The organism is Escherichia sp. WS3063 (genome assembly GCF_046486595.1).
Classification (GTDB): Bacteria; Pseudomonadota; Gammaproteobacteria; order Enterobacterales; family Enterobacteriaceae; genus Escherichia; species Escherichia coli.
On record NZ_JBJQKY010000001.1, the window covers coordinates 162,458 to 188,389 of the forward strand.

Below are 25,932 nucleotides of genomic sequence, written 5' to 3' on the forward strand. Positions count from 1 at the left end.
TAAGGTGCTTTATTATTTATGACTTATGCCTCAACGCATGTTTGTTCCAGCCGTTGAAGAATATCTTTACGTAACAAAAATTTTTGTATTTTACCGGAGGCAGTGCGCGGTAGTTTTTCGATTACCACGATATGTTCAGGATATTTATATTTCGCGACCCGTTTACGGCTAAAAAATGCCACTACATCTTCCAGCGATAATGAATGATGCGGTGCTTTCAGCACGACATAAGCGCATGAACGTTCACCTAAGCGTTCATCGGGCATTGCAACCACACAAGCATCGTGAATTTTAGGATGCTGCAATAAAATATCTTCCACTTCACGGCTGCTAATATTTTCGCCGCCGCGGACAATAATATCTTTCTTGCGCCCGGTTATTTTTATATAGCCAGCCTCATCCATGCGGCAGAGATCGCCGCTGTAATACCAGCCTTCTTCATCCAGGGCATGGGCGGTTAATTCAGGTTCATCAAAATACCCCATAAACACATTGGGACCACGCGAGGCTTCTTCACCTTCGCAACCTGGCGGTAAAGTCTTGCGTGCGTCATCGACCACTTTAATCTCTACACCTGCGGCAGCGTAACCGTCGGTGTGCATAAAGCGCGGCAAAGGATCGTCGAGATTCACCACCGCATGCGGCGAACTTTCTGTGGAACCATAAACACTTAATAATTTAATGCCGCGCTGCTGGCATTCACGCGCCACTTTTTTGGGGATTGTGGTACCGCCGCAAAGAAAGAAACGCAGCGCTGAAAGGTCTGCGGGCTGTTTCTCTAGTAAATTCAAAAGATCATAGACAAACGGCGTTGCGCCGAGCATACAGGTGCAACGCTGCTGCTCAAGCAGCGCGAGACACGCAGCAGGAGTGAAAATATCTAACAACACGCTGCGAGCACCAATTAAAAATGGTGCTGTTACGCCATGCAGAAAGCCCGTTGCGTGACCAAGTGGCGCAGGCATCATAAAGACATCCTGCCAGGTCAGATTCAGCCGCGCGCAATAAGCCCGCTCACTGGCGAGAATATTGTTATGCGTTAGCATCACGCCCTTTGGCAGACCCTCGGTTCCGGAGGTAAACAGCACCGCGGCTAATTCATCGCCGTGGACCGTTATCGCCGTGGTCAGAGGAGTATTGTCGGCGATAATCTGACTTAATGAGAGGGAAGAGGTGGCGGGAGCCAGTTTGTCCACGCCGACAATTTGTTGTAGTTGTGGAAGCTGATTTTGCAGCGGCAGGATTAAATCTACTGGACGCGTTTGTTTAAACAACGTCGGTGCAAAGAACATTTTTGCCTGACACTTATTGAGCACCCACACCAGTTCTGCTTCCCGCCAGGAAGGTAACAGCGGCACGGAAACCGCACCGGTTTTCAGGCAGGCAAGATAGATAACGGTAAATTCACACCAGCCTGGCAGTTGAAATGCGATGCGATCGCCTGATTCAATACCCTTCGCTAACATCCAGTTTGCCAGACAGCTCGCGGCGTGATCGAGCGCGCTATAGGTGTATGATGCACCATGATTATCGACCACGGCAATTTTGTCTGGCATCGCACGAGCGGTCTGCTGCCAGTAATCGGCCAGCGAAGCATCGCCCCATAACCCTTGCTGACGATACGCCGCACGACGTTGTTCGTTGAACGTTAATGTCACTTTCATTTTGGACTCTCGAAACAGAACATCAGGCCCGAGATGTGGGCCTGTGGGATGCATGATTAGCCGTAGCGAAATTCAATACCGAAGGTGCCTGCGGGATATTGCCACTGTTCGAGAATAGTGTTGCCGCACAGCACCCGACAGGTGCCGCACTCCAGACAACCGGCGGAATCGAAATGAATGTTTCCTGCGTCATCCTGCTTATAAAGTCCGGCAGGGCAGGCTTTCATTAATTTACGGAATTCATTGATATCGGGATTTGCCGCCAAAATGATATGCGGGTGGCCCTCATCAACATGGAATTTATTGACGCCTAATTTGATGTCGACGTTAACCGTAGCGTTCTGGCTCATAGCGCGGTTGCTCCCTTAATGCCATCTTTCAGCAAGTTGATCAGCCCAATTTTCTTCGCGTGTCCCATGATCATTTTGCGTACCGGCTGGTTTGGTTTGCCGTCAATGGTGAACATCTCGTTCATGATGTCGGCGACCATTCGTGGGTATTGGCTAAACAGGCGCGGGTTTTCCATCAGCGCCGGGATCTTGCGAAAATGCTGCATATCACGCATGACGCAGCTTTGTTCCAGCTCACGTTTGTATTGCGCCAGACTGCTGGCGGAGAAATCCGCGCGTTCTTTGGCGGCGATCACCGTTGTGGCGGCAGCCTGAGCCGATGCAATGGCTAAATCCATGCCGCGAACTGTAAAACCCAAATTCAGGCAGAAGCCTGCGGCGTCACCAACGATCATCACGCCATCGTTAACCAGCTGCGGCACCATTGCCAGACCGCCCTCCGGCACCATATGCGCGGAATATTCAAGCAGTTTGCCGCCGCTAATCAGCGGGCGAATGGCGGGGTGTTGTTTAAAATCTTCCAGCATTTGCGGCACGCTTTTTTGCGCATGGGCGATATCACCCAATCCACAAACCAGCCCCAACGATACGGAATCTTTGTTGGTATAGAGGAATCCGCCGCCCATCAGGCCGTCCGAAGGGGAACCGGCAAACAGCCAGGCGGCACCTTCCTCGCCCGTAATATTAAAGCGATCGTTGATCTGTTCTGGTGTGAGGCCAATAACCTCTTTAACACCAACAGCGTAATGATGCGGATCGGAAGCGGGAACCATTCCCAGCGAGCGGCCAAGCATCGAGTTAACGCCATCAGCCAGAATCACCACATTCGCTTCAAGAACATCATCCCCGGCCTGAACGCCAGTGACCTTGTTTCCTTCACGAACCAGCGCATCGACACGAACGCCCGGGATAAACTGCGCGCCAGCCTGTTCGGCTTGTTCCATCAACCACGGGTCCAGACGATTACGCAATACGGTATAAGACGCGTGTTGCGGAACATCTGATTGCTCGCGGTGAAAATCGAGGGTAACGGCACTCTCTTTGGTTAAGAAGGAGATTTTCTCGCGTGTGACCTTGCGTTCTACTGGCGCTGATGCTGCAAAGCCTGGAATGATTGCTTCAAGTGTGTGGGCATAAAGACGCCCGCCGGTCATGTTTTTACATCCGGCACTGTCGCCGCGTTCTATCACCAGGACATCCAGCCCGGCCTGCGCCATGACCAGTGCGGCAACGCTACCGGCAACGCCCGCACCGACCACAATGGCATCAAATTTGTCATCCGACATGCGTTATGCTCCCTTCCCGCTGCGTTTACAGCGGGAGATGTGGTTGAAAGGGGAATTAGCGGCTCAACTGGCTAATCAGGGCAGGGACGACTTTGTAGATATCGCCCACCAGACCGTAGTCGGCATAGTTGAAGATTGGCGCATTTTTATCTTTATTGATGGCGACAATCACTTTTGCGCCGTTGCCGCCAACCATATGCTGGATCTGCCCGGAGATCCCCAGCGTCAGGTAGAGATCGGATTTCAGCAACACGCCGGAGACACCGATATAACGTTCACGCTCCATCCAGTTCTCGCCTTCGGCAATTGGACGTGAACAGCCGACTTCAGCATTCAGCACTGCCGCCAGTTCGTGGACCATTTTCAGGTCATCCTGCGCCGCCAGACCACGACCGACGCCAACCACACGTTTTGCTTTGCTCAGGTCCACGCTGCTTGCCGCTTTCGCACGGCGTTCGCGACAGAGAATTTCATGACGCGGAGCAACATAAGGTACCGTTTCTGTCGGGCACTGATGAGAGGTATCACTGGTGCACGGTTCCTGAACACCGGGTGCAAGGGTAATGATCGCCAGCGGGCTGTTGATCTTTTCCTGTGCGAACGCTAACCCGCCATACATCCGGTGTTCGGCGCAAATGTGACCATCGACAATATCCACCGCCGTGGCATCGTTCACCAGCGCCGCATTCAGTTGCACACTTAACCGTGCTGCCAGAGCTTTACCACGTTTCGTCGCGGCCAGCAGCAACATAGAAGGGTGTTTATCTTTCAGCAGGGCAGCAATGCTTTCGGCGTAATTTTCAGTACGTTGCAGCGCGTCGTTTTGCGCAAGAACATAAATACATTTTGGACCATAAGGCATAACTGCCTGCGCCTGGTCGGTATTTTGGACAATGGCATACACCTGTTGGCCCCATTGCTGCGCGCCGCCAAACAGTTCAGCATAACGTTCAGGATTATCGCTAAAGACCCAGACGCTGTTTAATTGACTCATCGTTTCTTCTCCGTAGGCTTCAGTTCAGGGCTTTCTTCAGATGTTCCGCCAGCTCGGCAATGGCCTCCGGCGAATCGTTATCGAGAATGATGTGCTTACGTTCTGTTTGCGGCGGTACGCGAATGCCGGTCAGTTCAGCAAGTGGTGCGCTCTGGCTCCAGCCAATGTCACTTGCCTGCCACTGATTTACCGGTTTTTTACCCGCGCCGAGAATGGCTTTCATCGAAGGAATGCGTGGCACGTTAATATCGGAGGTGACGCAGAGCACGGCTGGAACAGAGAGCTCAATAACTTCAACATCATCTTCAAGCGTGCGTTCAATCACCAGTGTATTGCCCTGACGCTGAATAGCACTCACTGCATTAATCACCGGAAGTTGCAGAATTTCTCCGACCAGCAAGCCAACCTGCTGGGCATAAAGGTCGCCGGAACCTTCACCAAAGATCAGTAAATCGAAGCCGATCTTTTCAACTGCTGCCGCCAGCGCCTTTGCGGTATCGAGAGGCAGTGCATGTTCAAGTTGCGCATCCTGCACCAAATACAGGCTATGCGGCCCGCGGGATAGCACGTCTTTACGCACTTTCGAGTTCTGCAACAATGAGCCGCCAATGGTCAGCGCGGCTATCTCATCGTCATCTGTTGCAACCTGGCTTGCAGCTTCAATGGCATTGAGATCGAACTGGCTGATTTTGGCGTCGGCATTGTCGAAATTCAGGGTGTATTCTGGAGTGACAACAATGTCCTGTTCTTCAGGCACCAGCTTAAAGCAGGTTATTATTTTCATGATTTCTCCTGTGAGTCGCATACGGAACCATCTCCGATGGAAGGTAAAAATGGCCTGAAAATAGTGTGCGATAGCGGTGCGGGGTTTTCGACGGAGCAAGCTGTTTTCCTTGCCAACAATCTTGCAAAAAAAATGCGATCGCTAAAACAAAAGTGCAATTTGCGGCAATATAGTTATTCCATGACCGTACAATCTTGCATTCAGTGTAAATAATCTTGTTTAGCTCTCGCTAAACGCGGTTGTATAACCGCAATACACGCCGTATTTTATCCGGCATATATTGTTTTTGCTTGCTCATGGAATAGGGAGGTTGTCATGTATCAACGCTGTTTTGATAATGCCAGTGAAACGCTGTTTGTCGCCGGTAAAACGCCACGGCTTTCACGTTTCGCATTTAGCGATGATCCAAAATGGGAGTCCGGACATCACGTTCATGACAATGAAACCGAGCTGATTTACGTCAAGAAAGGGGTAGCAAGGTTTACCATCGATTCTTCGTTATATGTCGCGCATGCCGATGACATTGTGGTGATAGAACGTGGCAGGCTGCATGCGGTGGCCTCTGACGTTAACGATCCGGCAACGACGTGTACCTGTGCGCTGTACGGCTTTCAGTTTCAGGGGGCTGAGGAAAATCAGCTACTGCAACCGCATTCTTGCCCGGTAATTGCCGCAGGGCAGGGAAAAGAAGTCATAAAAACCTTATTTAATGAGCTAAGTGTGATTTTGCCGCAAAGTAAAAATAGCCAAACATCTTCGTTATGGGATGCATTTGCCTATACATTAGCAATTCTTTACTACGAAAACTTTAAAAATGCTTATCGTTCGGAGCAGGGGTATATTAAAAAAGATGTTCTGATAAAAGATATTCTTTTTTATCTGAATAATAATTATCGCGAAAAAATCACTTTAGAACAGTTATCGAAAAAATTTCGTGCCAGCGTCAGTTATATTTGCCATGAATTTACCAAAGAGTATCGTATTTCCCCTATTAACTATGTTATTCAACGGCGTATGACGGAAGCAAAATGGTCACTCACTAATACTGAATTATCACAGGCAGAGATCTCCTGGCGTGTGGGTTATGAAAATGTCGATCACTTTGCCAAACTGTTTTTGCGCCATGTCGGTTGTTCGCCCAGCGATTACCGTAGGCAATTTAAAAACTGTTTTGCGGAACAAGAAATCCTATCTGAATTTCCTCAACCGGTAAGTCTTGTTGGATAAATCTGGCGGCGCAGTTTGTTAAGAAGCTGCGCCGCCTGCAGATTATTTGTTCTGATAGTCTTTCAGGATCTGCCGACCTGCTACGTAAATCATAATTTCGTCTGTACCGCCGCCGATACGTTCACAACGGACATCACGCCAGAAGCGGGAGACGCGCGCTTCATCGGTATAGCCCAGACCGCCCATGATTTGAATCGCATCATCAATGACTTCCATTGCGGTACGTGCACAGTACAGTTTTGCCAGCGCCGCGCTGGTGCGCAGTGACTGATGCTGATCGGCTTGCCATGCCACTTTCAACACCATGTTGCGCATGTTGTCGATCTTAATCGCCATCAGCGCCAGTTTTTCCTGGATCATCTGGTTATGACCAATGGGCTTACCAAAAGCGATACGCTGGTTGGCATAGCGGGCGGCATCTTCGAATGCGCATTCGGCAAAGCCGGTGCTGCGCGCGGCGTTGATCAGGCGCTCCATCTCAAAGTTGTACATCACATTGAGGAAACCCATTCCTTCTTCGCCCACCATGTCGCTCTCTTCAACTTCCACGTTGTCGAGATAGACTTCGCAGGTGCTGAGCATATGCCAGCCGATTTTATGCAGTGGATTGATTTTAATGCCGGGCTTACTGGAGTCGACCCACCACAGAGTAAAGGCCTTTTTCGGATCTTTCGGTTGCGGATCGCGCGCCAACACCAGCATATATGGATACTCTTTCGCACCGGTAATAAAGGTTTTCTGTCCGTTGATGTAAACCTTGCCGTTTTTACGCGTGTAAGTGGTAGTGGCACTGTTGTTGTCTGAGCCTGCGCCTGGCTCCGTCAATGCCAGGGCATAGGCGGGATCACCCGTTTCCAGTGTGCTCTCTGCCGTTTTACGTAGCTGCTCTGCAGAACCGAAACGGCGCATACTGTGAATACATTGACCGTTGGTAATCAAAAATGCCGGAGCACCGCATTTTGACACTTCCATCAGCGCCAGCATTTGGGTGACGTAATCCGCAGGGATACCACCAAATTCTTCCGGCACGCCAAGCATGGAAATACCGTTATCCGCCAGTGCCCGCATAAACTCACGCGGGTATGTCCCGTTTTGATCGCAGGTGCGGAAATACTCTTCCGGAAAGTTAGTCGTAATCAGTTCGCGAATACTGGCCAGCAGCAGTTCTTGTTCTTCAGTTAAAGAAAAATCCATCATTATACTCCTGTTAATGAGCCGCTTCAGGCAGGACAAAACCCATCGCCGCATCGATAAATAATCTTTCGTCCATCAGTTTGAGTTCTGGCGAAATCACTGGGGTGAAATCCATTTTGTCGAGAATATCTTTTTGTAAATCGACGCCAGGAGCGATTTCGATTAAATGCAGGCCGTCTTCTTTTAACGTGAATACAGCGCGCTCAGTGATATAACGAACATCCAGCCCTCGCTCGAGAGCGATTTTTCCGCTGAAAGTTATTTCCGGTAGTTCCCGAATAAATTTCTTCACCCGTCCTTCCTGGACGATATTTAATTTGCCGTCGGTAATTTCTGTTTTTAAACTGCCCGCAGTTAATGTGCCGCAGAACACGATTTTCTTCGAAGTGGCACTGATATCAATAAATCCACCGGTGCCCATGATTTTACCATTGAATTTATGCACGCCGACGTTACCGTGCTGGTCGACTTCAGCAAAACTCAAATAACAAACATCCAGACCACCACCGTGATAAAAATCAAACTGGGACGTCATATCCAGAATGGCACGGGTATTCACGTTCGCGCCAAAGGCGATCCCCTGTGAAGTAATACCGCCAATCGGACCTGTTTCTACCGTCAGAATAAAGTCATCAGCACAACCTTCTTCCCGGGCGACCAGGCCAATGCCGTCAGCAATACCGACGCCGACATTCCCCACTGCGCCTTTGCGCATTTCGAATAATGCGCGCCGCGCAACTAATTTACGTTGGTTTAGGGGCAGGCTAAGTTTGGTGCTGTCATCAAGAGTGAAGTCACCAGAAATAAAGCGGTTAACCGGCGCACCGCCATACAGCTGGGTTTGATCCGGATCGACCACCACAATATCCACCAGATAACCCGGAATACGGACAGATTTAGGATGCAGCGTGGCTTTCTTAACCATTTTCTGCACCTGCATCATCACAATACCGCCGTTATTGTGCACCGCCTGAGCAATAACCAATGCGTCGAGATACATCACCTCATCTTCAAAAGTGGCGTAGCCTTCGCTGTCGCAGGTGGTAGCGCGAATGAAGGCGATATCTGGCGCAATCGATTTGTAATAGAGATATTCTTTGTTATCAAACTCGACCAGTTTAATCAGGTCTTCTTTAGTGACTTCATTCAGTTTGCCGCCTTGCTGGCGTGGATCGACAAATGTTCCGATGCCAATATCACTAATAATACCAGGCTGGTGGGCTGCGGCGGCGCGTAAGGTTTGTGTAAGTACACCTTGTGGATAGTTATAAGCAATAATTTTATTTTGTTCTGCGAGATCAGAAATACGCGGCGATTGTCCCCAGTGACCGCATAATGCCCATTTCACCAGACCTTCTTGTGCCAGCGGACTAATGCCACGGTCGGCGCGATCGCCAAGCCCTGTTGGACTAATAATCGATAAATTACGTGGTGTTTGAGTCTGTTTATATTTATCAGCAAGAGCAGTAATTAACGTGGTGGCTTCCAGAATACCGCCGCCAGCGCCTAACACACAAAGTGTTGCTTCGTCGGGAATATAATTCACCGCTTCCTGTGCCGACAGGACCGGCACTCGTCCATTAATACGAGGTGGTTTTACAGGTTTCATTGTTAATTCCTGATTCAGGTGTGATTTTCCCTACGCCAGATGGAGAATTAGCGCACAGAGACTCACGAAATATTTTTATTAAATACGGTTAAAAATACTTTTTTTAGTTCGGCGGGGGAGGGTATTCCCGCCGAAATATTATTGCTTATGCCTGATGTAAAATAGTTAATACCGTACGCAAATCATTTACCGAGATTTGCCCTGGCGCAGAGGCTTTTTTTACCGCACCAAAAGTTGCCGCCGACCCAAATACTTCACCAGCCAGACGAGAAATTACGCCAGTTTTTGCCATCGACATCGTGATGATTGGACGATCGGCATACTGCTCCTGCATCTCCAGGGTCGCGGCAAGCAACGTCAGCACATCGCTGGTACTTTGCGGCATCAGCGCAATCTTAGGAATATCGGCGTCGAAGGACTGCATTTTGCGCAGACGGGCAATGATTTCTTCGGCTTCCGGCGTTTTATGGAAGTCATGGTTGGACATGACAACTTTCACATCATGCGCGTGGGCGTAGGCGACGGTTTCTTTAACCTGATCATCGCCGGTAAATAACTCCAGATCGATCATATCAACCAGGCCACTGTCGATGGCTGCACGATTGAGTGCAATATAAGCCTCGGTGGAAATCGCCTGCTCGCCGCCTTCTTTGGCACTGCGGAAGGTAAACAGCAGCGGTTTTTCTGGCATGGTTTCACGGAGAATTTTTGCTGCCGCCATGACAGACTCCACATTGGAGAGGTCGGCATAGTGGTCCACACGCCATTCCAGAATATCAAAGTCCGCTTCACGATAGGCGAGAGCTTCGGATTTCACGCTGGCGATATCTTTCGCCATCAGCGAGACGATGATTTTAGGTGCGCCCGTACCAATGACGAGATCTTTTACAGTTACGGTTTTCATTTTTTACCCTTTCTGCACGCGGTCAGCCTGTCAGGCACCGAACCCCATGACCTGTTTAACATATTCCAGAGGGAAATCTTTGCCAGTCCATAACGTGAACTGTTCAGCCCCTTGCCACAACAACATGCCGTATCCATCAATCGTTTTGCAACCCGCTTGTTGCGCCTGCTGCAATAACTTCGTCATATGCGGGTTATACACGCATTCAGTGACCAGAAGTCCCGGATGTAACAGACTGATATCATTAACCAATGATTCATTCTCAAGGGGTTTCATACCCACTTTGGTGCCATTGGTTAAAATGTCGGCGGAAGCCAGGGCTTCAGCAAAGGCTTGCTGATCGGCGAGATCGGTGACTGTCACGACGCAATCGGTGTTTTCGTTAACCCGCTGCGCGAAGGCGAGGGCTTTATCGAAGAACTCATCCCGACGGTTAAAGAGTTTAATTTCTTTTAAACCTTCAATTGCCCCCTGCGCGCCAATTGCCGTTGAGGCACCACCGGCCCCTAATAGCACCATCGTTTTGCCTTTGATATCAAAACCGCTCTCTTTAATGGCGCGAATATGACCCGTGCCGTCGGTGTTATAGCCACGCAGATAGCCATCATCATTAACGATGGTGTTGATTGCACCCACCAGTTTGGCCGCTGGCGTTAATTCATCAACATATTCACACGCCAGTTGTTTGTTCGGCATCGACACACCAGTTCCACGCATTTTGAGGGCTTTTAATCCTTCAATTGCTGCGGGAAAAGTATCGTTATCCACTTCAAAGGCCATATAGGTAAATGGCAATCCCGCTTTTTCTAAGGCTTTATTCTGCATTTCAGGCGATAAACTGTGGCGGATGGGATAGGCCATCAACCCAATCAATTCGTATTTTGCGGTAACATCCATAATTAACTCCTTTAACCTCTATGCTTAATTGTGTTTAACCGGGTGCTAAATTTATGCTCGCCAAACCGCACATCATTTTCAGGAATAATGAAAACGCGGTAATAGCGGATAAAAACAATAATTGCGGTAATCAGGGCCAGCAGCGCGAAAGTAAAATCGAGAACAATGATATATTGCAGGCCGATGTTCGACAGATAACCGGTAATCAGCGGAATAACAAAGTTAGCCAGTCCACCCATCATCATATATATACTGGTGACTTTGGCTTTGCTTTTGGGGAAAAACTCTGACATGACCGAAACGCCGAGCTGTAAAATGCCGCCAGCTGCTGAGAAACCGATAACAAAGGCTCCGGCATTACACACCAATGGAGAAGGGTACAGGTAGATAATGGCAGCTGTTATTGTTGCCAGTGCAGAGTTAAATACATTAGCCCAGATGGGCCGGACCATTTTTTTCAGCAGTGCGGCAAAAATAAAGACACAGACCAGCGAACCCATACTGTAATAAGAGATGGTTTTTAATGCCTCAGCTTCTGACATACCAGCAAAAGCCATCGCATATTTGGGCATCCACACCACAATCACATAAAAGGTCGAGAATGCGGCTACACCGAACAGTACTGATGAAACACCTTCCAGCCAGACTAACGGTTTGCTGTTCATTTGCGGTAATTCATTAGCTACGCTGGCGTCCACCAACTGGCTGGGGAATTTGCTTTTCAACAGCATCAGTGTGATCAGTACAAACAGAATACCCGGAATAATCAGCCCATAGCCGTACCAGATGTTATTGAGCAACATATAGCTCACCAGCATTGGGTAGAACATTTGCCCGAATGACACCATCGCTTTAACCAGTATGACCGCCGAACCAGAGGCTTTCGGAAAGCATTCCATGAGCGCGGGGTAGCCACCCGTATCCAGCGCTGAGTTAGCGATACCTACGCACACTGCCAGACAGTAGGCGAGAGTTAAATTCGGGCAAGCAGGGATACCAAAGAAGAATAGCAGATACATTATTACTGCCATTAATATCACCGCCCGACGACCAAACTTATCGGAGATCACACCGAAGAATAAAATACTGATCAATCGCCCCAAACCGATACCGGAAATTAAATAGGCAATGCCCGCGTTGTCAGTGGAAAACTTTTCTGCCAGAGATGTCATATTTTGGGCAAGCGTAATAACACTAATACCGTGCAGGAAATAGCTGAAGTAAATACAAAGAACAGCCAGGATAAATGGCGTGCTGAAAGCCTTATTTTGAGACATTTTCACAGCTCCTTGCTGAAAGATAATTTCGTTACCGTACGTATTGTTCTCCGACGGTTTACATAATTACTATACTGAAGATGATTTTCCCTGGGTACATGGCATAAAGTTTATGTTTCCAGGAATATTGCATGTCATAGTTTGTTTTTGATCGCGATTTTCCTTAGTTAGCGCAGAAAGAGTTATTTATCCATAAGATCTTACATGACCTGAAAAGAATATTGCATTACCCACCCGGAGCGATATTTTCCTTTAGCGTGTGATGCCGCGTTTCTTTGCGACTGCGTAAGCCAATAAACAGTGCCAGTATAAAGCCGATAGCCGCGATGGCGGTATCGAACCACATAATATCGGCAATACTTCTTTGCGAAAGATGAGCCGTAATCAACGGAATGGTAAATGTTGCAATGCTGCCCGCACTGTAATAGATCCCCGTTGCTTTTCCTTTAGCGTAGGGAAAACGTTCCGCCATTAATGTCAGGCCAATTTGTACAACACCGCCTGCGGAGGTAAAACCGATGACGAAAGCAAATATTATCACCACATAAAATGTGGGATGCAGGCAGACGGTGAGCAGGGCGATAAATGAGATAAAGGTGTACAGCATCAGTAATGTTGTTGGGCGAACGGTATTACGAATGAGTGGAGCAGTAATAAATACACACAGCAGCGAACCCACGGTGTAGATACTGAGTAATTTGATCGACATGGTGTATGACATGCCAGCGACAAATTGTCCGTATTGTGCCAGCCACTGGCTAACCAGATAAAACGTTGCCATTGAGATATAGCCATATAGGGAATAACTGGCTAAATCGATAATTGAACAGCGATGTTCCGTAGAGCTGGTGGTTTTCTTTATGACAGGTAAGTGACGACCCGGATGGGGTGGGAACGTACAACGGTATAAAAACAGAGCGTTAATAAACATAATGCCTGCGGCAATCATAAAGGACCAACCGAACCACAGTTCAGCCCACACTAACAGGCTGATAATTAGCGGTAATAAAAATTGTCCGCTGGAAACAAATGCTTTAATTAAAATATTGGCTGTACCCGGTGAGCGTGGAAAAGCTTCCATCAAACTGGGATAGGTGCCTGCATCGAGAAAACTGTTTGCCATTCCCGCCAGAAAGCCAAAAACATAAGCGATAATGATGTTATTGGTGTGCAGGATGCCAAAAAAGAAGGCCATATAGCAGCACATCCCGAGCATGATAAAAGGGCGGCGACCAAAGCGATCGGATAATAATCCTGCAAAAAGCAAGACACTTAATCGACCAATGCCCAGTGATGAGATAACTATCGAGACGCCCGCGGCATTAGTCTGCCAAAGCGTCTCCAGCGAGGCCATATTCAGGCTCATCAAAATGACGCCCATACCATGCACCAGGTAATTAAAATACAACCCAAGTGCGGTAGGGTAATAGGGATTTTTCATAGGTTCTACTTAGCAAAGGTGCTTTAAAAAGTGTAGCGATGTTGTGTCAGTATCCGTTCATTATTGTTGTAACAACGACAATTCCTTTCTGTGGAGAAATTAACAAAGCCGCTCCAGATCGTGTGCATATAATTCAGCGGCTACCGATTGATAGATCTTCCAGTCAATAAAATTGCCATCAGGGTAGACTTGTTGAAACGCGGTTAAGTCGGGGAAAAAACGCATGGTGTTGTTGCCGATGCGGTTATTTATTTTCTCTATGATGGCATGAAGATGTTTTTTTCGTTGCTGACGCATAGCCAACAGTTGCTCGACTACACAATCAGGAATGGCGCATTTGCCATTTTCCCACTGACGCCAGCTTTCACTGTTACCGGTCTGGGCAATCCAGGTAGCGCATTCATCAATAGTCATGGCAAAAATATGGCGAAGTGCCTGGAGTTCATAAGCGTTCATCGTGTAATGGCTGCATGAAATAAACAATAAAATATAAATAACATTATCAGCCTGCTGACGGCTTGAAGAGAGTCACAGTATCTTGTGCAACATTATTGGAAAGAGTGAGGGGCGAGATAGCAAAGCGGAAAAATGTTAAAAAAAAGCCCATCGTGGGAGATGGGCAAAGACTACACACAGCAATTCGTTGTTTCACTCAGGGGATTTCCATGCTTATAAATCAATATGTTGATTTATAACCGTGAGCTAATAGTAGGCATACGGACTTTTTGCGTCGATCAGATTCGTCTCATTAGTTTAAAAACTGTAAAGAATTTGCGACAGGTACTACCAGCTGAATGGCGGTAAGCAGGAAAATATGGGGAAGAGCAAGCAAATATCAATTAGCAGGGGTTAACAATCAGGCGGCAGAGCCGCCTGATGAGAAATTACTTATTCGATTTCTCGATTTCGCCAAGTTCTTCGAGAATTTCTTCCGGTTGGTCCGTCGGCGGTGGGACTTCTTCCACCCACGCGGCAAAAAGACGCCAGGAAACGGCTAACAGAACCGGACCAATAAACAGGCCGATCATCCCGAAAGCAATCAAACCACCAATAACACCAGAGAGGATCAGGATCAGCGGTAAATCGGCACCCATGCGAATTAACATTGGGCGGATGACGTTATCCAGCGTGCCAACCACACCGCTCCACACTAACAATACCGTTCCCCAGGTGGTATCACCGGTCCAGTAGAGCCAGATAATCGCCGGAATCAGTACCGGCAACGGTCCAAGCTGGACAAGGCAGGAGAGGATCATTAACACCGTGAGCAAAGTTGCATAAGGTACGCCGGATACGGCGAGGCCGATACCGCCAAGCACTGCCTGTACTAACGCCGTCACCACCACACCCAGCGCCACCGCGCGGATAGCCTGTGCCGCCAGTAGCACAGCAGCATCACCGCGAACGCCTGCCAGACGGGTTGCAAAATGGCGAATGCCTTGTGCCACCTGTTCACCGCGCCAGTACAGCAGGGCACTGAAGAGAAGCATCAGCGCACAATGCACCATAAAGCGCCCGATATGCGCCGCCTGCCCAACGAACCAGGTGGTGGTGGTGCCAATATAAGGACGGACTTTCGCCATGATCGCCGTCCCCCCCATATCCAGCAAGTTGTGCCAGCCTGCATACAGCTTCGCGCCAATCACCGGAATGGTATTAAGCCACGCCAGATCGGGTAACGTCATGTCACCGCTGGAAATGGCTTTAATTAGCGGGCCGCTGCCGTCGACGATACTGTTAACCAGCAAGGCAATAGGGATGATAAACACCATCACTAATAACAGCGTCATCACCAGAACGGCGAGAGAGCGGCGACCAAACATGAACTTTTGCAAACGTAACAATACCGGCCAGGTGGCGATAACCACCGTACCAGCCCATGCAAAGCCGAGAATAAAGGGTTGTACAATCCACAGACATGCCACAATCATGATGGCTAAAAAGAGCACCGAAAGCAGAATTTGTGCGACATCCCTGGGCTGACGAACATTTACCATAACTACTTTTCACCTTTTTTGTGCGTCAAATCGTCGACGCGACGTGAACACGCGAAACTCACCTGCATAATGATGAGCAATTTCAGCGGTTTTTAACAGGCCGATTCTGCCCTTAATTCTGATGGGCGTGTTAGAAAAAAATGTGGTACAACAACTCAGGCAACACGCAAACGATTTACTCGTCGTATTTCAAATTGCATGTGCTGCGGCTACGTTCGTTCACCCCAGTCACTTACTATTGTAAGCTCCTGGAGTTCACTCGCTTGCCGCCTTCCTGCAACACGAAATCCATAGAGTAAACAAACATCACCTTTCAGTGCGCTATTGCAGCAGCCTGAAAGAACAGTGTATCGACCTACATCACAGACCGCAGGAAAGGGTCAATATAATGATTCCACAGATTTCCCAGGCACCCGGCGTCGTTCAACTGGTGCTTAATTTTTTGCAAGAGCTGGAGCAACAAGGTTTTACCGGCGATACGGCGACAAGTTATGCCGATCGTTTGACAATGTCGACCGACAACAGTATTTACCAACTTCTCCCCGATGCGGTGGTATTTCCGCGTTCAACCGCAGATGTGGCGCTGATCGCCCGTCTTGCCGCGCAGGAACGCTATTCATCGCTGATCTTTACCCCCCGAGGCGGCGGCACCGGCACTAACGGTCAGGCGCTCAACCAGGGGATTATTGTTGATATGTCCCGCCATATGAACCGCATCATCGAAATTAACCCTGAAGAGGGCTGGGTGCGCGTTGAGGCAGGGGTGATAAAAGACCAACTCAATCAGTACCTGAAACCGTTCGGCTACTTTTTTGCGCCGGAGCTTTCGACCAGCAACCGGGCAACGCTCGGCGGGATGATCAATACCGATGCATCCGGTCAGGGATCGCTGGTCTATGGCAAAACGTCAGATCACGTACTTGGCGTACGCGCGGTGTTGTTGGGGGGCGATATTCTCGATACGCAACCTTTACCCGTCGAACTGGCGGAAACGCTGGGTAAATCCAATACCACAATCGGGCGAATTTATAACACGGTTTATCAACGTTGCCGTCAGCAACGCCAGTTAATCATCGACAACTTCCCCAAACTTAACCGCTTTCTTACCGGTTACGATCTGCGTCATGTCTTTAACGATGAGATGACCGAGTTCGATCTGACGCGCATTCTGACGGGTTCAGAAGGGACGCTGGCCTTTATTACCGAAGCGCGGCTGGATATTACGCGCTTGCCTAAAGTGCGGCGTCTGGTGAACGTCAAATATGACTCTTTTGACTCTGCGCTGCGTAACGCGCCGTTTATGGTTGAGGCGCGGGCGCTTTCGGTAGAGACGGTGGACTCAAAAGTGCTGAATCTGGCGCGGGAAGATATTGTCTGGCATTCCGTCAGCGAGTTGATTACCGATGTACCTGACAAAGAAATGCTCGGGCTGAACATTGTGGAATTTGCTGGTGATGATGAGGCGCTGATTGACGAGCGAGTTAATGCACTCTGTGTGCGGCTTGATGAGCTGATTGCCAGCCAACAGGCAGGTGTGATCGGCTGGCAGGTATGCAGTGAGCTGGCAGGTGTTGAACGTATCTATGCGATGCGCAAAAAAGCTGTCGGCCTGCTCGGTAATGCCAAAGGAGCAGCCAAGCCAATTCCGTTTGCTGAGGATACCTGCGTACCGCCGGAACATCTGGCCGATTATATTGCTGAATTTCGCGCGCTGCTCGACAGCCACGGCTTAAGCTACGGTATGTTCGGTCACGTCGATGCAGGTGTCTTGCACGTCCGTCCGGCGCTGGATATGTGCGATCCACAACAAGAGATTTTGATGAAGCAAATCTCTGATGATGTAGTGGCGTTGACTGCGAAATACGGTGGTTTGTTGTGGGGCGAGCACGGCAAAGGTTTTCGCGCCGAATACAGCCCGGCGTTTTTCGGTGAGGAACTTTTTGCAGAACTGCGTAAAGTGAAAGCGGCATTTGACCCGCATAACCGACTCAACCCCGGGAAGATTTGCCCGCCAGAAGGTCTCGATGCGCCGATGATGAAAGTGGACGCGGTGAAGCGTGGCACATATGACCGACAGATCCCCATCGCGGTACGCCAGCAGTGGCGCGGGGCAATGGAGTGTAACGGCAACGGTTTATGCTTCAACTTTGATGCCCGTAGTCCGATGTGTCCGTCGATGAAGATCACCCAGAACCGGATTCATTCACCGAAAGGGCGCGCAACGCTGGTGCGTGAATGGCTGCGTTTGTTGGCGGATCGCGGCGTTGACCCACTCAAACTGGAACAAGAACTGCCTGAATCCGGCGTCAGTTTACGGACGTTAATTGCCCGCACGCGCAATAGCTGGCATGCGAATAAAGGCGAATACGACTTCTCACACGAAGTCAAAGAGGCAATGTCGGGCTGTCTGGCCTGTAAAGCGTGTTCGACCCAGTGCCCCATCAAAATTGATGTGCCGGAGTTTCGCTCTCGTTTTCTGCAGCTCTATCACACCCGTTATTTACGCCCGCTTCGTGACCACCTCGTTGCTACGGTCGAGAGCTACGCACCGCTGATGGCACGCGCGCCGAAAACCTTTAACTTCTTCATTAACCAGCCGCTGGTGCGCAAACTCTCGGAAAAACATATCGGCATGGTTGATTTGCCACTGCTGTCAGTCCCCTCGCTACAACAACAAATGGTGGGGCATCGCTCGGCGAATATGACGCTGGAACAGCTTGAAGCTCTCAATGCAGAGCAGAAAGCGCGCACAGTGTTGGTGGTGCAGGACCCCTTTACCAGCTATTACGATGCGCAAGTGGTGGCGGATTTTGTCCGTCTGGTTGAAAAATTAGGTTTCCAGCCTGTGTTACTGCCATTTTCGCCAAATGGCAAAGCCCAGCATATCAAAGGCTTTCTTAATCGTTTTGCGAAGACGGCGAAAAAGACGGCGGATTTCCTCAACCGTATGGCGAAGCTGGGGATGCCAATGGTGGGCGTCGATCCGGCGCTGGTACTTTGTTATCGCGATGAATATAAACTGGCGCTGGGCGAGGAACGTGGCGAGTTTAACGTCTTACTGGCGAATGAATGGCTGGCAAGCGCACTTGACTCACAGCCAGTGGCTACAGTCAGCGGTGAATCATGGTATTTCTTTGGTCACTGTACCGAAGTTACCGCTTTGCCGGGCGCGCCAGCACAATGGGCCGCGATATTTGCCCGTTTTGGCGCGAAACTGGAAAATGTCAGCGTGGGTTGCTGTGGCATGGCAGGGACTTACGGACATGAAGCGAAAAACCATAAAAATTCGCTCGGGATCTATGAGTTATCCTGGCATCAGGCGATGCAGCGACTGCCGCGTAATCGCTGTCTGGCGACCGGATATTCCTGCCGTAGCCAGGTAAAACGGGTCGAAGGCACGGGGGTACGCCATCCTGTGCAGGCTTTACTGGAGATTATTAAATGATATGGAAACGAAAAATCACCCTGGAAGCACTGAATGCCATGGGTGAAGGAAACATGGTGGGGTTGCTGGATATTCGCTTTGAACATATTGGTGATGACACCCTTGAAGCGACAATGCCAGTAGACTCGCGGACAAAGCAGCCTTTCGGGTTGCTGCATGGAGGCGCGTCTGTGGTGCTGGCCGAAAGTATCGGTTCCGTTGCCGGTTATTTATGTACCGAAGGTGAGCAAAAGGTGGTTGGTCTGGAAATCAATGCTAACCACGTCCGCTCGGCACGAGAAGGGCGGGTGCGCGGCGTATGCAAACCGTTGCATCTCGGTTCGCGTCACCAGGTCTGGCAGATTGAAATCTTCGATGAGAAAGGGCGTTTGTGCTGTTCGTCACGATTAACGACCGCCATTTTGTGACGTTGTCACCAGAAAAGTGTGACGCATATTGCTTTTGGTCATTATCTGCACAGTAAACGGTGGTATACTGTGCAGGTCTTGTCTAAAAGCGAGGATGCTATGTCTACTCAACTTGATCCCACCCAGCTGGCCATTGAATTTTTACGCCGTGACCAGAGCAATCTTTCACCTGCCCAATATCTCAAACGTCTGAAACAACTAGAACTTGAATTTGCTGACCTGCTTACTCTCTCTTCTGCTGAATTAAAAGAAGAAATCTACTTTGCCTGGCGTCTGGGCGTGCATTGATCCTGACTTAATGCCGCAATTTCGCCAAATCGACCTGGATTAACCTCCGTCCAGGTTCGATAACCTTCTTAATACTGCTTATCTACCCGCCTGATATTGTTCAAAAATAATACTAATCGCAGTTTGTGTTAAAACGGCGGGTTAGCTTTATGAGATTATTCTTATCGCCCCTTCAAGAGCTAAGCCACTGAGAGTGCCGGAGATAAGCGCCGGATGGGGTAGAAACCCTTAAGTCTGTGTCGCACAGACTTAAGGGTTTTCTTATTTCTGAACGCTGCACTTTTTTACCTATCTCTTAAATAGTCATTTTCAATACAACTTTTTCTTTTTCATCACAGCCTTAATGCTCCTTAGATAATAATCATTATCTAACAATGAGATACCTAATTCTTAGCGTGCCTGTTAACCCACACATCAGGGTCTATGCTTATTAAAAGCAGGAAAAAAGCATGTTTTACGGTAAAGCCCCTGCGTTTGCTGGGTTGAAGTGATAATCATTATCACTAACATGCTGTTATACGCTGAAAGCGATGAAGTGAGGTAAATCGATGGACATGCATTCAGGAACCTTTAATCCACAGGATTTCGCCTGGCAGGGCTTAACGCTGACACCCGCAGCCGCTGTCCACATCCGCGAGCTGGTGGCAAAGCAGCCGGGTATGGTCGGCGTGCGCTTAGGCGTGAAGCAAACGGGCTGCGCGGGCTTTGGCTATGTGCTCGACAGTGTTAGCGAGCCGGACAAAGACGATCTGCTGTTTGAACACGACGGCGCGAAGCTGTTTGTCCCGCTGCAAGCGATGCCGTTTATTGATGGCACGGAAGTCGATTTCGTTCGTGAAGGACTTAATCAGATATTCAAATTTCACAACCCTAAAGCCCAGAATGAATGTGGCTGTGGCGAAAGCTTTGGGGTATAGGCGGTACTATGTCTCGTAATACTGAAGCAACTGACGATGTCAAAACCTGGACCGGCGGCCCGCTGAATTATAAAGAAGGATTCTTCACCCAGTTAGCCACCGATGAGCTGGCAAAGGGGATAAACGAAGAGGTGGTGCGCGCAATTTCGGCGAAGCGTAATGAGCCGGAGTGGATGCTGGAGTTTCGTCTCAACGCCTATCGCGCATGGCTGGAGATGGAAGAACCGCACTGGTTGAAAGCGCACTACGACAAGCTGAATTATCAGGATTACAGCTACTACTCAGCACCATCGTGCGGTAATTGTGACGACAACTGCGCGTCTGAACCCGGCGCGGTGCAGCAAACTGGCGCGAACGCCTTTTTAAGTAAAGAGGTGGAGGCGGCGTTTGAGCAGTTGGGCGTTCCCGTGCGGGAAGGCAAAGAGGTGGCGGTGGATGCCATTTTCGACTCTGTTTCGGTTGCCACCACTTATCGCGAAAAACTGGCGGAGCAGGGAATTATTTTCTGTTCCTTTGGCGAGGCGATCCACGATCACCCGGAACTGGTGCGTAAATATCTCGGCACCGTGGTGCCGGGGAATGACAACTTCTTTGCCGCACTTAATGCGGCGGTAGCCTCTGACGGTACGTTTATTTATGTGCCTAAAGGCGTGCGCTGCCCGATGGAACTTTCCACCTATTTTCGTATTAACGCGGAAAAAACCGGGCAGTTTGAGCGCACCATTCTGGTGGCCGACGAAGACAGCTACGTCAGCTACATTGAAGGCTGTTCCGCTCCGGTGCGTGACAGCTATCAGTTACACGCGGCGGTGGTGGAAGTCATCATCCATAAAAACGCCGAGGTGAAATATTCCACGGTACAAAACTGGTTCCCTGGTGATAACAACACCGGCGGTATTCTCAACTTCGTCACCAAGCGTGCTTTGTGCGAAGGCGAAAACAGCAAAATGTCATGGACGCAATCAGAAACCGGGTCAGCGATTACGTGGAAATATCCCAGCTGCATTTTGCGCGGCGATAACTCCATTGGTGAGTTTTACTCAGTGGCACTGACCAGCGGTCATCAGCAAGCGGATACCGGCACCAAGATGATCCACATCGGTAAAAACACCAAATCGACCATTATCTCGAAAGGGATCTCTGCCGGACATAGTCAGAACAGTTATCGCGGCTTAGTGAAAATCATGCCGACGGCAACCAATGCGCGCAATTTCACTCAGTGCGACTCAATGCTGATTGGCGCTAATTGTGGGGCGCATACCTTCCCGTATGTCGAATGTCGCAATAACAGCGCACAACTGGAGCACGAGGCAACGACATCACGTATTGGTGAAGATCAACTGTTTTACTGCCTGCAACGCGGGATCAGCGAAGAAGACGCCATCTCGATGATTGTTAACGGTTTCTGCAAAGACGTGTTCTCAGAACTGCCGCTGGAATTTGCCGTTGAAGCACAAAAACTCCTCGCCATCAGTCTTGAACACAGCGTCGGATAAGGAATAAACATGTTAAGTATTAAAGATTTACACGTCAGCGTGGAAGATAAAGCTATCCTGCGTGGATTAAGCCTCGACGTTCGTCCCGGCGAAGTTCACGCCATTATGGGGCCAAACGGTTCTGGCAAAAGTACCTTATCGGCAACGCTTGCCGGGCGAGAAGATTATGAGGTGACGGGCGGCACGGTTGAGTTCAAAGGCAAAGATTTGCTTGCGCTGTCGCCGGAAGATCGTGCAGGTGAAGGCATCTTTATGGCCTTCCAGTATCCGGTGGAAATTCCCGGCGTCAGTAACCAGTTTTTCCTGCAAACGGCACTTAATGCGGTGCGCAGCTATCGCGGCCAGGAAACGCTCGACCGCTTTGATTTTCAGGATTTGATGGAAGAGAAAATCGCTCTCCTGAAGATGCCGGAGGATTTATTAACCCGTTCGGTAAACGTTGGTTTTTCCGGCGGCGAGAAAAAGCGCAACGATATTTTGCAAATGGCGGTGCTGGAACCGGAGTTATGCATTCTTGATGAGTCGGACTCCGGGCTGGATATTGACGCATTAAAAGTGGTTGCCGATGGCGTGAACTCGCTGCGTGACGGCAAGCGTTCATTCATCATTGTTACGCACTACCAACGCATTCTCGACTACATCAAGCCTGATTACGTCCATGTGCTGTATCAGGGACGAATTGTGAAATCCGGTGATTTCACGTTGGTCAAACAACTGGAGGAGCAGGGTTATGGCTGGCTTACCGAACAGCAGTAACGCGCTGCAACAGTGGCATCATTTGTTTGAAGCCGAGGGTGCAAAACGCTCCCCGCAAGCACAGCAGCATTTACAACAATTGCTGCGTACCGGACTGCCGACACGTAAACATGAAAACTGGAAATATACGCCGCTGGAAGGGCTGACCAATAGCCGGTTTGTCAGCAATGCGGGAGAGATATCCCCACAGCAGCGTGATGCCTTAGCGTTAACGTTAGACGCCGTGCGGCTGGTGTTTGTCGATGGACGTTACGTGCCTGCGCTGAGCGATGCAACTGAAGGCAGCGGATATGAAGTGAGCATTAACGACGACCGTCAGGGGTTACCCGACGCTATTCAGGCGGAAGTGTTTCTGCATTTGACGGAAAGCCTGGCACAAAGCGTGACGCATATCGCCGTGAAGCGCGGTCAACGGCCGGCAAAGCCATTGCTGTTAATGCATATCACCCAGGGCGTGGCAGGTGAAGAGGTGAACACAGCTCATTACCGGCATCATCTGGATCTGGCGGAAGGTGCCGAAGCGACGGTGATTGAGCATTTCGTTAGCCTGAATGACGCTCGTCACTTCACCGGCGCACGGTTCACTATCAACGTCGCAGCGAACGCCCACTTGCAGCATATCAAGCTGGCGTTTGAAAACCCGGTCAGTCACCACTTTGCCCATAACGATTTGTTGCTGGCTGACGATGCCACCGCATTTAGCCACAGTTTCCTGCTGGGTGGCGCAGTGTTACGACACAACACCAGTACGCAACTCAATGGCGAAAACAGCACGCTGCGGATCAATAGCCTGGCGATGCCGGTGAAAAACGAGGTGTGTGATACCCGTACCTGGCTGGAACACAATAAAGGTTTTTGTAACAGTCGACAGTTGCATAAAACTATCGTCAGCGACAAAGGCCGCGCGGTATTTAACGGTTTGATCAACGTCGCGCAGCACGCCATCAAAACGGATGGTCAGATGACCAACAATAATCTGCTGATGGGCAAACTGGCGGAAGTGGATACGAAACCGCAGCTGGAAATCTATGCAGATGATGTGAAATGCAGCCACGGCGCGACGGTGGGGCGTATTGATGATGAACAGATGTTCTATCTGCGCTCGCGCGGGATCAATCAGCAGGATGCCCAGCAGATGATCATTTACGCCTTTGCTGCTGAACTGACGGAAGCACTGCGTGATGAGGGGCTTAAACAGCAGGTGCTGGCCCGAATCGGTCAACGGCTGCCAGGAGGTGCAAGATGACTTATTCCGTCGACAAAGTGCGGGCCGACTTTCCGGTGCTTTCGCGTGAGGTAAACGGTTTGCCGCTGGCTTATCTCGACAGCGCCGCCAGTGCGCAGAAACCGAGCCAGGTGATTGATGCCGAGGCTGAGTTTTATCGTCATGGCTACGCGGCGGTGCATCGCGGTATTCATACCTTAAGCGCCCAGGCGACCGAGAAAATGGAGAACGTGCGCAAGCGGGCATCGCTGTTTATTAATGCCCGTTCGGCGGAAGAGCTGGTGTTCGTCCGCGGCACGACGGAAGGGATCAATCTGGTCGCCAATAGCTGGGGTAACAGCAATGTGCGGGCGGGCGATAACATCATCATCAGTCAGATGGAGCACCACGCTAACATTGTCCCCTGGCAGATGCTTTGCGCACGGGTTGGCGCAGAGCTGCGTGTGATCCCTCTCAACCCCGACGGTACGCTGCAACTGGAGATGCTACCTAATCTGTTCGATGAGAAAACTCGCCTGCTGGCAATTACTCATGTCTCCAACGTGCTGGGAACGGAAAATCCGCTGGCGGAAATGATCACACTTGCGCATCAACATGGCGCAAAAGTGCTGGTGGATGGCGCTCAGGCGGTGATGCATCATCCGGTGGATGTTCAGGCGCTGGATTGCGATTTTTACGTGTTTTCCGGGCATAAACTGTATGGCCCTACCGGAATTGGCATTCTTTATGTCAAAGAAGCCTTGTTGCAGGAGATGCCGCCGTGGGAAGGGGGCGGTTCTATGATCGCCACCGTCAGCCTGAGTGAAGGGACTACCTGGACCAAAGCACCATGGCGGTTTGAAGCCGGCACACCCAATACCGGGGGCATCATTGGTCTTGGCGCGGCGCTGGAGTATGTGTCGGCGCTGGGGCTTAATAATATAGCCGAGTATGAACAGAATCTGATGCACTACGCGCTATCACAGCTGGAATCTGTACCGGATCTCACTCTCTATGGCCCGCAGAACAGGCTTGGCGTTATTGCTTTTAATCTCGGTAAACACCACGCCTATGATGTTGGCAGTTTTCTCGATAACTACGGCATTGCTGTGCGTACCGGACATCACTGCGCAATGCCATTGATGGCCTATTACAACGTCCCTGCTATGTGTCGGGCGTCGCTGGCCATGTATAACACCCATGAAGAAGTGGATCGTCTGGTGACCGGCCTGCAACGTATTCACCGTTTGCTGGGATAACAGGGAGGCACTATGGCTTTATTGCCGGATAAAGAAAAATTGCTGCGTAATTTTTTACGCTGCGCCAACTGGGAAGAGAAATATCTCTACATTATTGAGCTGGGCCAGCGTCTGCCAGAATTACGCGACGAAGACCGAAGCCCACAAAATAGCATTCAGGGCTGCCAGAGTCAGGTGTGGATTGTCATGCGCCAGAATGCGCAGGGAATTATTGAATTGCAGGGTGACAGCGATGCGGCGATTGTGAAAGGGCTTATTGCGGTCGTCTTTATTCTCTACGATCAGATGACGCCGCAGGATATTGTCAATTTCGATGTGCGTCCGTGGTTTGAAAAAATGGCGCTCACCCAACATCTCACCCCATCTCGTTCACAAGGTCTGGAAGCGATGATTCGCGCAATTCGCGCCAAAGCCGCTGCACTTAGCTAAACTAAAGGGACAGCTTTCATCCGGTTGGCTCACATTGCCGGATGGTCAATGTTTACACTGACCTGCACAGGAGTGTTTTGGTTTCAGGTGAACATAAGCACCATCCG

Annotated in this window: 23 protein-coding genes and 1 other RNA gene; 10 read left to right on the forward strand and 14 right to left on the reverse strand. The window is 49.8% G+C overall.

Annotated elements, in window-relative coordinates; genetic code table 11:
• Positions 1-23: 23 nt before the first annotated feature.
• From fadK to ACJHYW_RS00855, 5 genes are read right to left on the reverse strand one after another with little or no spacing between them, the layout of a single operon-like run.
• Entirely contained in the window at positions 24-1,664 is a 1,641-nt protein-coding gene (fadK, locus tag ACJHYW_RS00835) for a medium-chain fatty-acid--CoA ligase (RefSeq protein ID WP_061092708.1), read from the reverse strand.
• Positions 1,665-1,720: 56 nt separating this feature from the next.
• The gene (locus tag ACJHYW_RS00840) at positions 1,721-2,014 is read right to left on the reverse strand and encodes a ferredoxin family protein (protein WP_000081072.1); all 294 of its coding nucleotides are present in this window, start codon (positions 2,012-2,014) and stop codon (positions 1,721-1,723) included.
• Positions 2,011-3,300, reverse strand: a complete 1,290-nt coding sequence (locus tag ACJHYW_RS00845) for an FAD-dependent oxidoreductase (RefSeq protein ID WP_061092681.1) — start codon at positions 3,298-3,300, stop codon at positions 2,011-2,013. Before ACJHYW_RS00845 ends, ACJHYW_RS00840 begins: the two co-directional genes overlap by 4 nt.
• Before the next feature lie 55 nt (positions 3,301-3,355).
• A complete protein-coding gene (locus ACJHYW_RS00850; RefSeq protein WP_061092682.1) occupies positions 3,356-4,294 on the reverse strand; it encodes an electron transfer flavoprotein subunit alpha in 939 nt (312 codons plus the stop codon).
• 19 nt (positions 4,295-4,313) lie between these two features.
• Positions 4,314-5,078, reverse strand: a complete 765-nt coding sequence (locus ACJHYW_RS00855; RefSeq protein ID WP_061092683.1) for an electron transfer flavoprotein — start codon at positions 5,076-5,078, stop codon at positions 4,314-4,316.
• Positions 5,079-5,393: 315 nt separating this feature from the next.
• On the opposite strand from ACJHYW_RS00855, the gene ACJHYW_RS00860 reads away from it, so the two are divergent.
• Positions 5,394-6,305: an AraC family transcriptional regulator gene (locus ACJHYW_RS00860; protein ID WP_000284799.1), complete on the forward strand. Its 912-nt coding sequence runs from the start codon at positions 5,394-5,396 to the stop codon at positions 6,303-6,305.
• Positions 6,306-6,347: 42 nt separating this feature from the next.
• On the opposite strand, the gene ACJHYW_RS00865 is transcribed toward ACJHYW_RS00860, so the two are convergent.
• The 9 genes from ACJHYW_RS00865 to ydiK form a co-directional block, all read right to left on the reverse strand.
• The gene (locus ACJHYW_RS00865) at positions 6,348-7,499 is read right to left on the reverse strand and encodes an acyl-CoA dehydrogenase (RefSeq protein WP_000347850.1); all 1,152 of its coding nucleotides are present in this window, start codon (positions 7,497-7,499) and stop codon (positions 6,348-6,350) included.
• A gap of 13 nt (positions 7,500-7,512) precedes the next feature.
• Positions 7,513-9,108 (reverse strand): acyl CoA:acetate/3-ketoacid CoA transferase, encoded by a 1,596-nt coding sequence (locus tag ACJHYW_RS00870; protein WP_061092684.1) that lies wholly within the window; start codon positions 9,106-9,108, stop codon positions 7,513-7,515.
• Between the two features lie 145 nt (positions 9,109-9,253).
• Positions 9,254-10,012, reverse strand: a complete 759-nt coding sequence (aroD, locus tag ACJHYW_RS00875; protein ID WP_000860201.1) for a type I 3-dehydroquinate dehydratase — start codon at positions 10,010-10,012, stop codon at positions 9,254-9,256.
• Positions 10,013-10,042: 30 nt separating this feature from the next.
• Positions 10,043-10,909, reverse strand: a complete 867-nt coding sequence (ydiB, locus tag ACJHYW_RS00880; RefSeq protein WP_000383485.1) for a quinate/shikimate dehydrogenase — start codon at positions 10,907-10,909, stop codon at positions 10,043-10,045.
• An 11-nt stretch (positions 10,910-10,920) separates the two neighbouring features.
• On the reverse strand, positions 10,921-12,186 hold the full coding sequence (locus ACJHYW_RS00885; RefSeq protein WP_001296106.1) for an MFS transporter: 1,266 nt from the start codon (positions 12,184-12,186) through the stop codon (positions 10,921-10,923).
• A gap of 226 nt (positions 12,187-12,412) precedes the next feature.
• Entirely contained in the window at positions 12,413-13,627 is a 1,215-nt protein-coding gene (locus tag ACJHYW_RS00890; protein ID WP_000795578.1) for an MFS transporter, read from the reverse strand.
• A 99-nt stretch (positions 13,628-13,726) separates the two neighbouring features.
• Complete coding sequence (locus ACJHYW_RS00895; protein ID WP_001298235.1) at positions 13,727-14,083, reverse strand: YdiL family protein; 357 nt, start codon at positions 14,081-14,083, stop codon at positions 13,727-13,729.
• A gap of 135 nt (positions 14,084-14,218) precedes the next feature.
• Positions 14,219-14,326: antisense sRNA RprA (gene rprA, locus ACJHYW_RS00900), an RNA gene on the reverse strand.
• Positions 14,327-14,511: 185 nt separating this feature from the next.
• Positions 14,512-15,624, reverse strand: coding sequence for an AI-2E family transporter YdiK (ydiK, locus tag ACJHYW_RS00905; RefSeq protein WP_000248622.1), 1,113 nt, complete (start codon positions 15,622-15,624; stop codon positions 14,512-14,514).
• Between the two features lie 388 nt (positions 15,625-16,012).
• Between ydiK and ACJHYW_RS00910 the strand changes: the two genes are divergently transcribed.
• The 9 genes from ACJHYW_RS00910 (at position 16,013) to sufE (ending at position 25,825) form a co-directional block, all read left to right on the forward strand.
• Positions 16,013-19,069 (forward strand): FAD-binding and (Fe-S)-binding domain-containing protein, encoded by a 3,057-nt coding sequence (locus tag ACJHYW_RS00910; protein WP_061092685.1) that lies wholly within the window; start codon positions 16,013-16,015, stop codon positions 19,067-19,069.
• Positions 19,066-19,476 (forward strand): 1,4-dihydroxy-2-naphthoyl-CoA hydrolase, encoded by a 411-nt coding sequence (gene menI / locus ACJHYW_RS00915; RefSeq protein WP_000637986.1) that lies wholly within the window; start codon positions 19,066-19,068, stop codon positions 19,474-19,476. The genes ACJHYW_RS00910 and menI overlap by 4 nt, the downstream gene beginning before the upstream one ends.
• A gap of 99 nt (positions 19,477-19,575) precedes the next feature.
• Complete coding sequence (locus tag ACJHYW_RS00920; protein ID WP_001296104.1) at positions 19,576-19,764, forward strand: YdiH family protein; 189 nt, start codon at positions 19,576-19,578, stop codon at positions 19,762-19,764.
• Between the two features lie 548 nt (positions 19,765-20,312).
• Positions 20,313-20,681, forward strand: coding sequence for a Fe-S cluster assembly scaffold SufA (gene sufA, locus ACJHYW_RS00925; protein ID WP_000367171.1), 369 nt, complete (start codon positions 20,313-20,315; stop codon positions 20,679-20,681).
• A gap of 8 nt (positions 20,682-20,689) precedes the next feature.
• The gene (sufB, locus tag ACJHYW_RS00930) at positions 20,690-22,177 is read left to right on the forward strand and encodes a Fe-S cluster assembly protein SufB (protein WP_001308677.1); all 1,488 of its coding nucleotides are present in this window, start codon (positions 20,690-20,692) and stop codon (positions 22,175-22,177) included.
• Between the two features lie 9 nt (positions 22,178-22,186).
• Positions 22,187-22,933: a Fe-S cluster assembly ATPase SufC gene (gene sufC, locus ACJHYW_RS00935; protein WP_000948872.1), complete on the forward strand. Its 747-nt coding sequence runs from the start codon at positions 22,187-22,189 to the stop codon at positions 22,931-22,933.
• Complete coding sequence (gene sufD / locus ACJHYW_RS00940) at positions 22,908-24,179, forward strand: Fe-S cluster assembly protein SufD (RefSeq protein WP_000907976.1); 1,272 nt, start codon at positions 22,908-22,910, stop codon at positions 24,177-24,179. The genes sufC and sufD overlap by 26 nt, the downstream gene beginning before the upstream one ends.
• Positions 24,176-25,396: a cysteine desulfurase SufS gene (sufS, locus tag ACJHYW_RS00945; RefSeq protein WP_000222526.1), complete on the forward strand. Its 1,221-nt coding sequence runs from the start codon at positions 24,176-24,178 to the stop codon at positions 25,394-25,396. The genes sufD and sufS overlap by 4 nt, the downstream gene beginning before the upstream one ends.
• Before the next feature lie 12 nt (positions 25,397-25,408).
• The gene (gene sufE, locus ACJHYW_RS00950) at positions 25,409-25,825 is read left to right on the forward strand and encodes a cysteine desulfuration protein SufE (protein ID WP_001196530.1); all 417 of its coding nucleotides are present in this window, start codon (positions 25,409-25,411) and stop codon (positions 25,823-25,825) included.
• Positions 25,826-25,932: the final 107 nt, after the last annotated feature.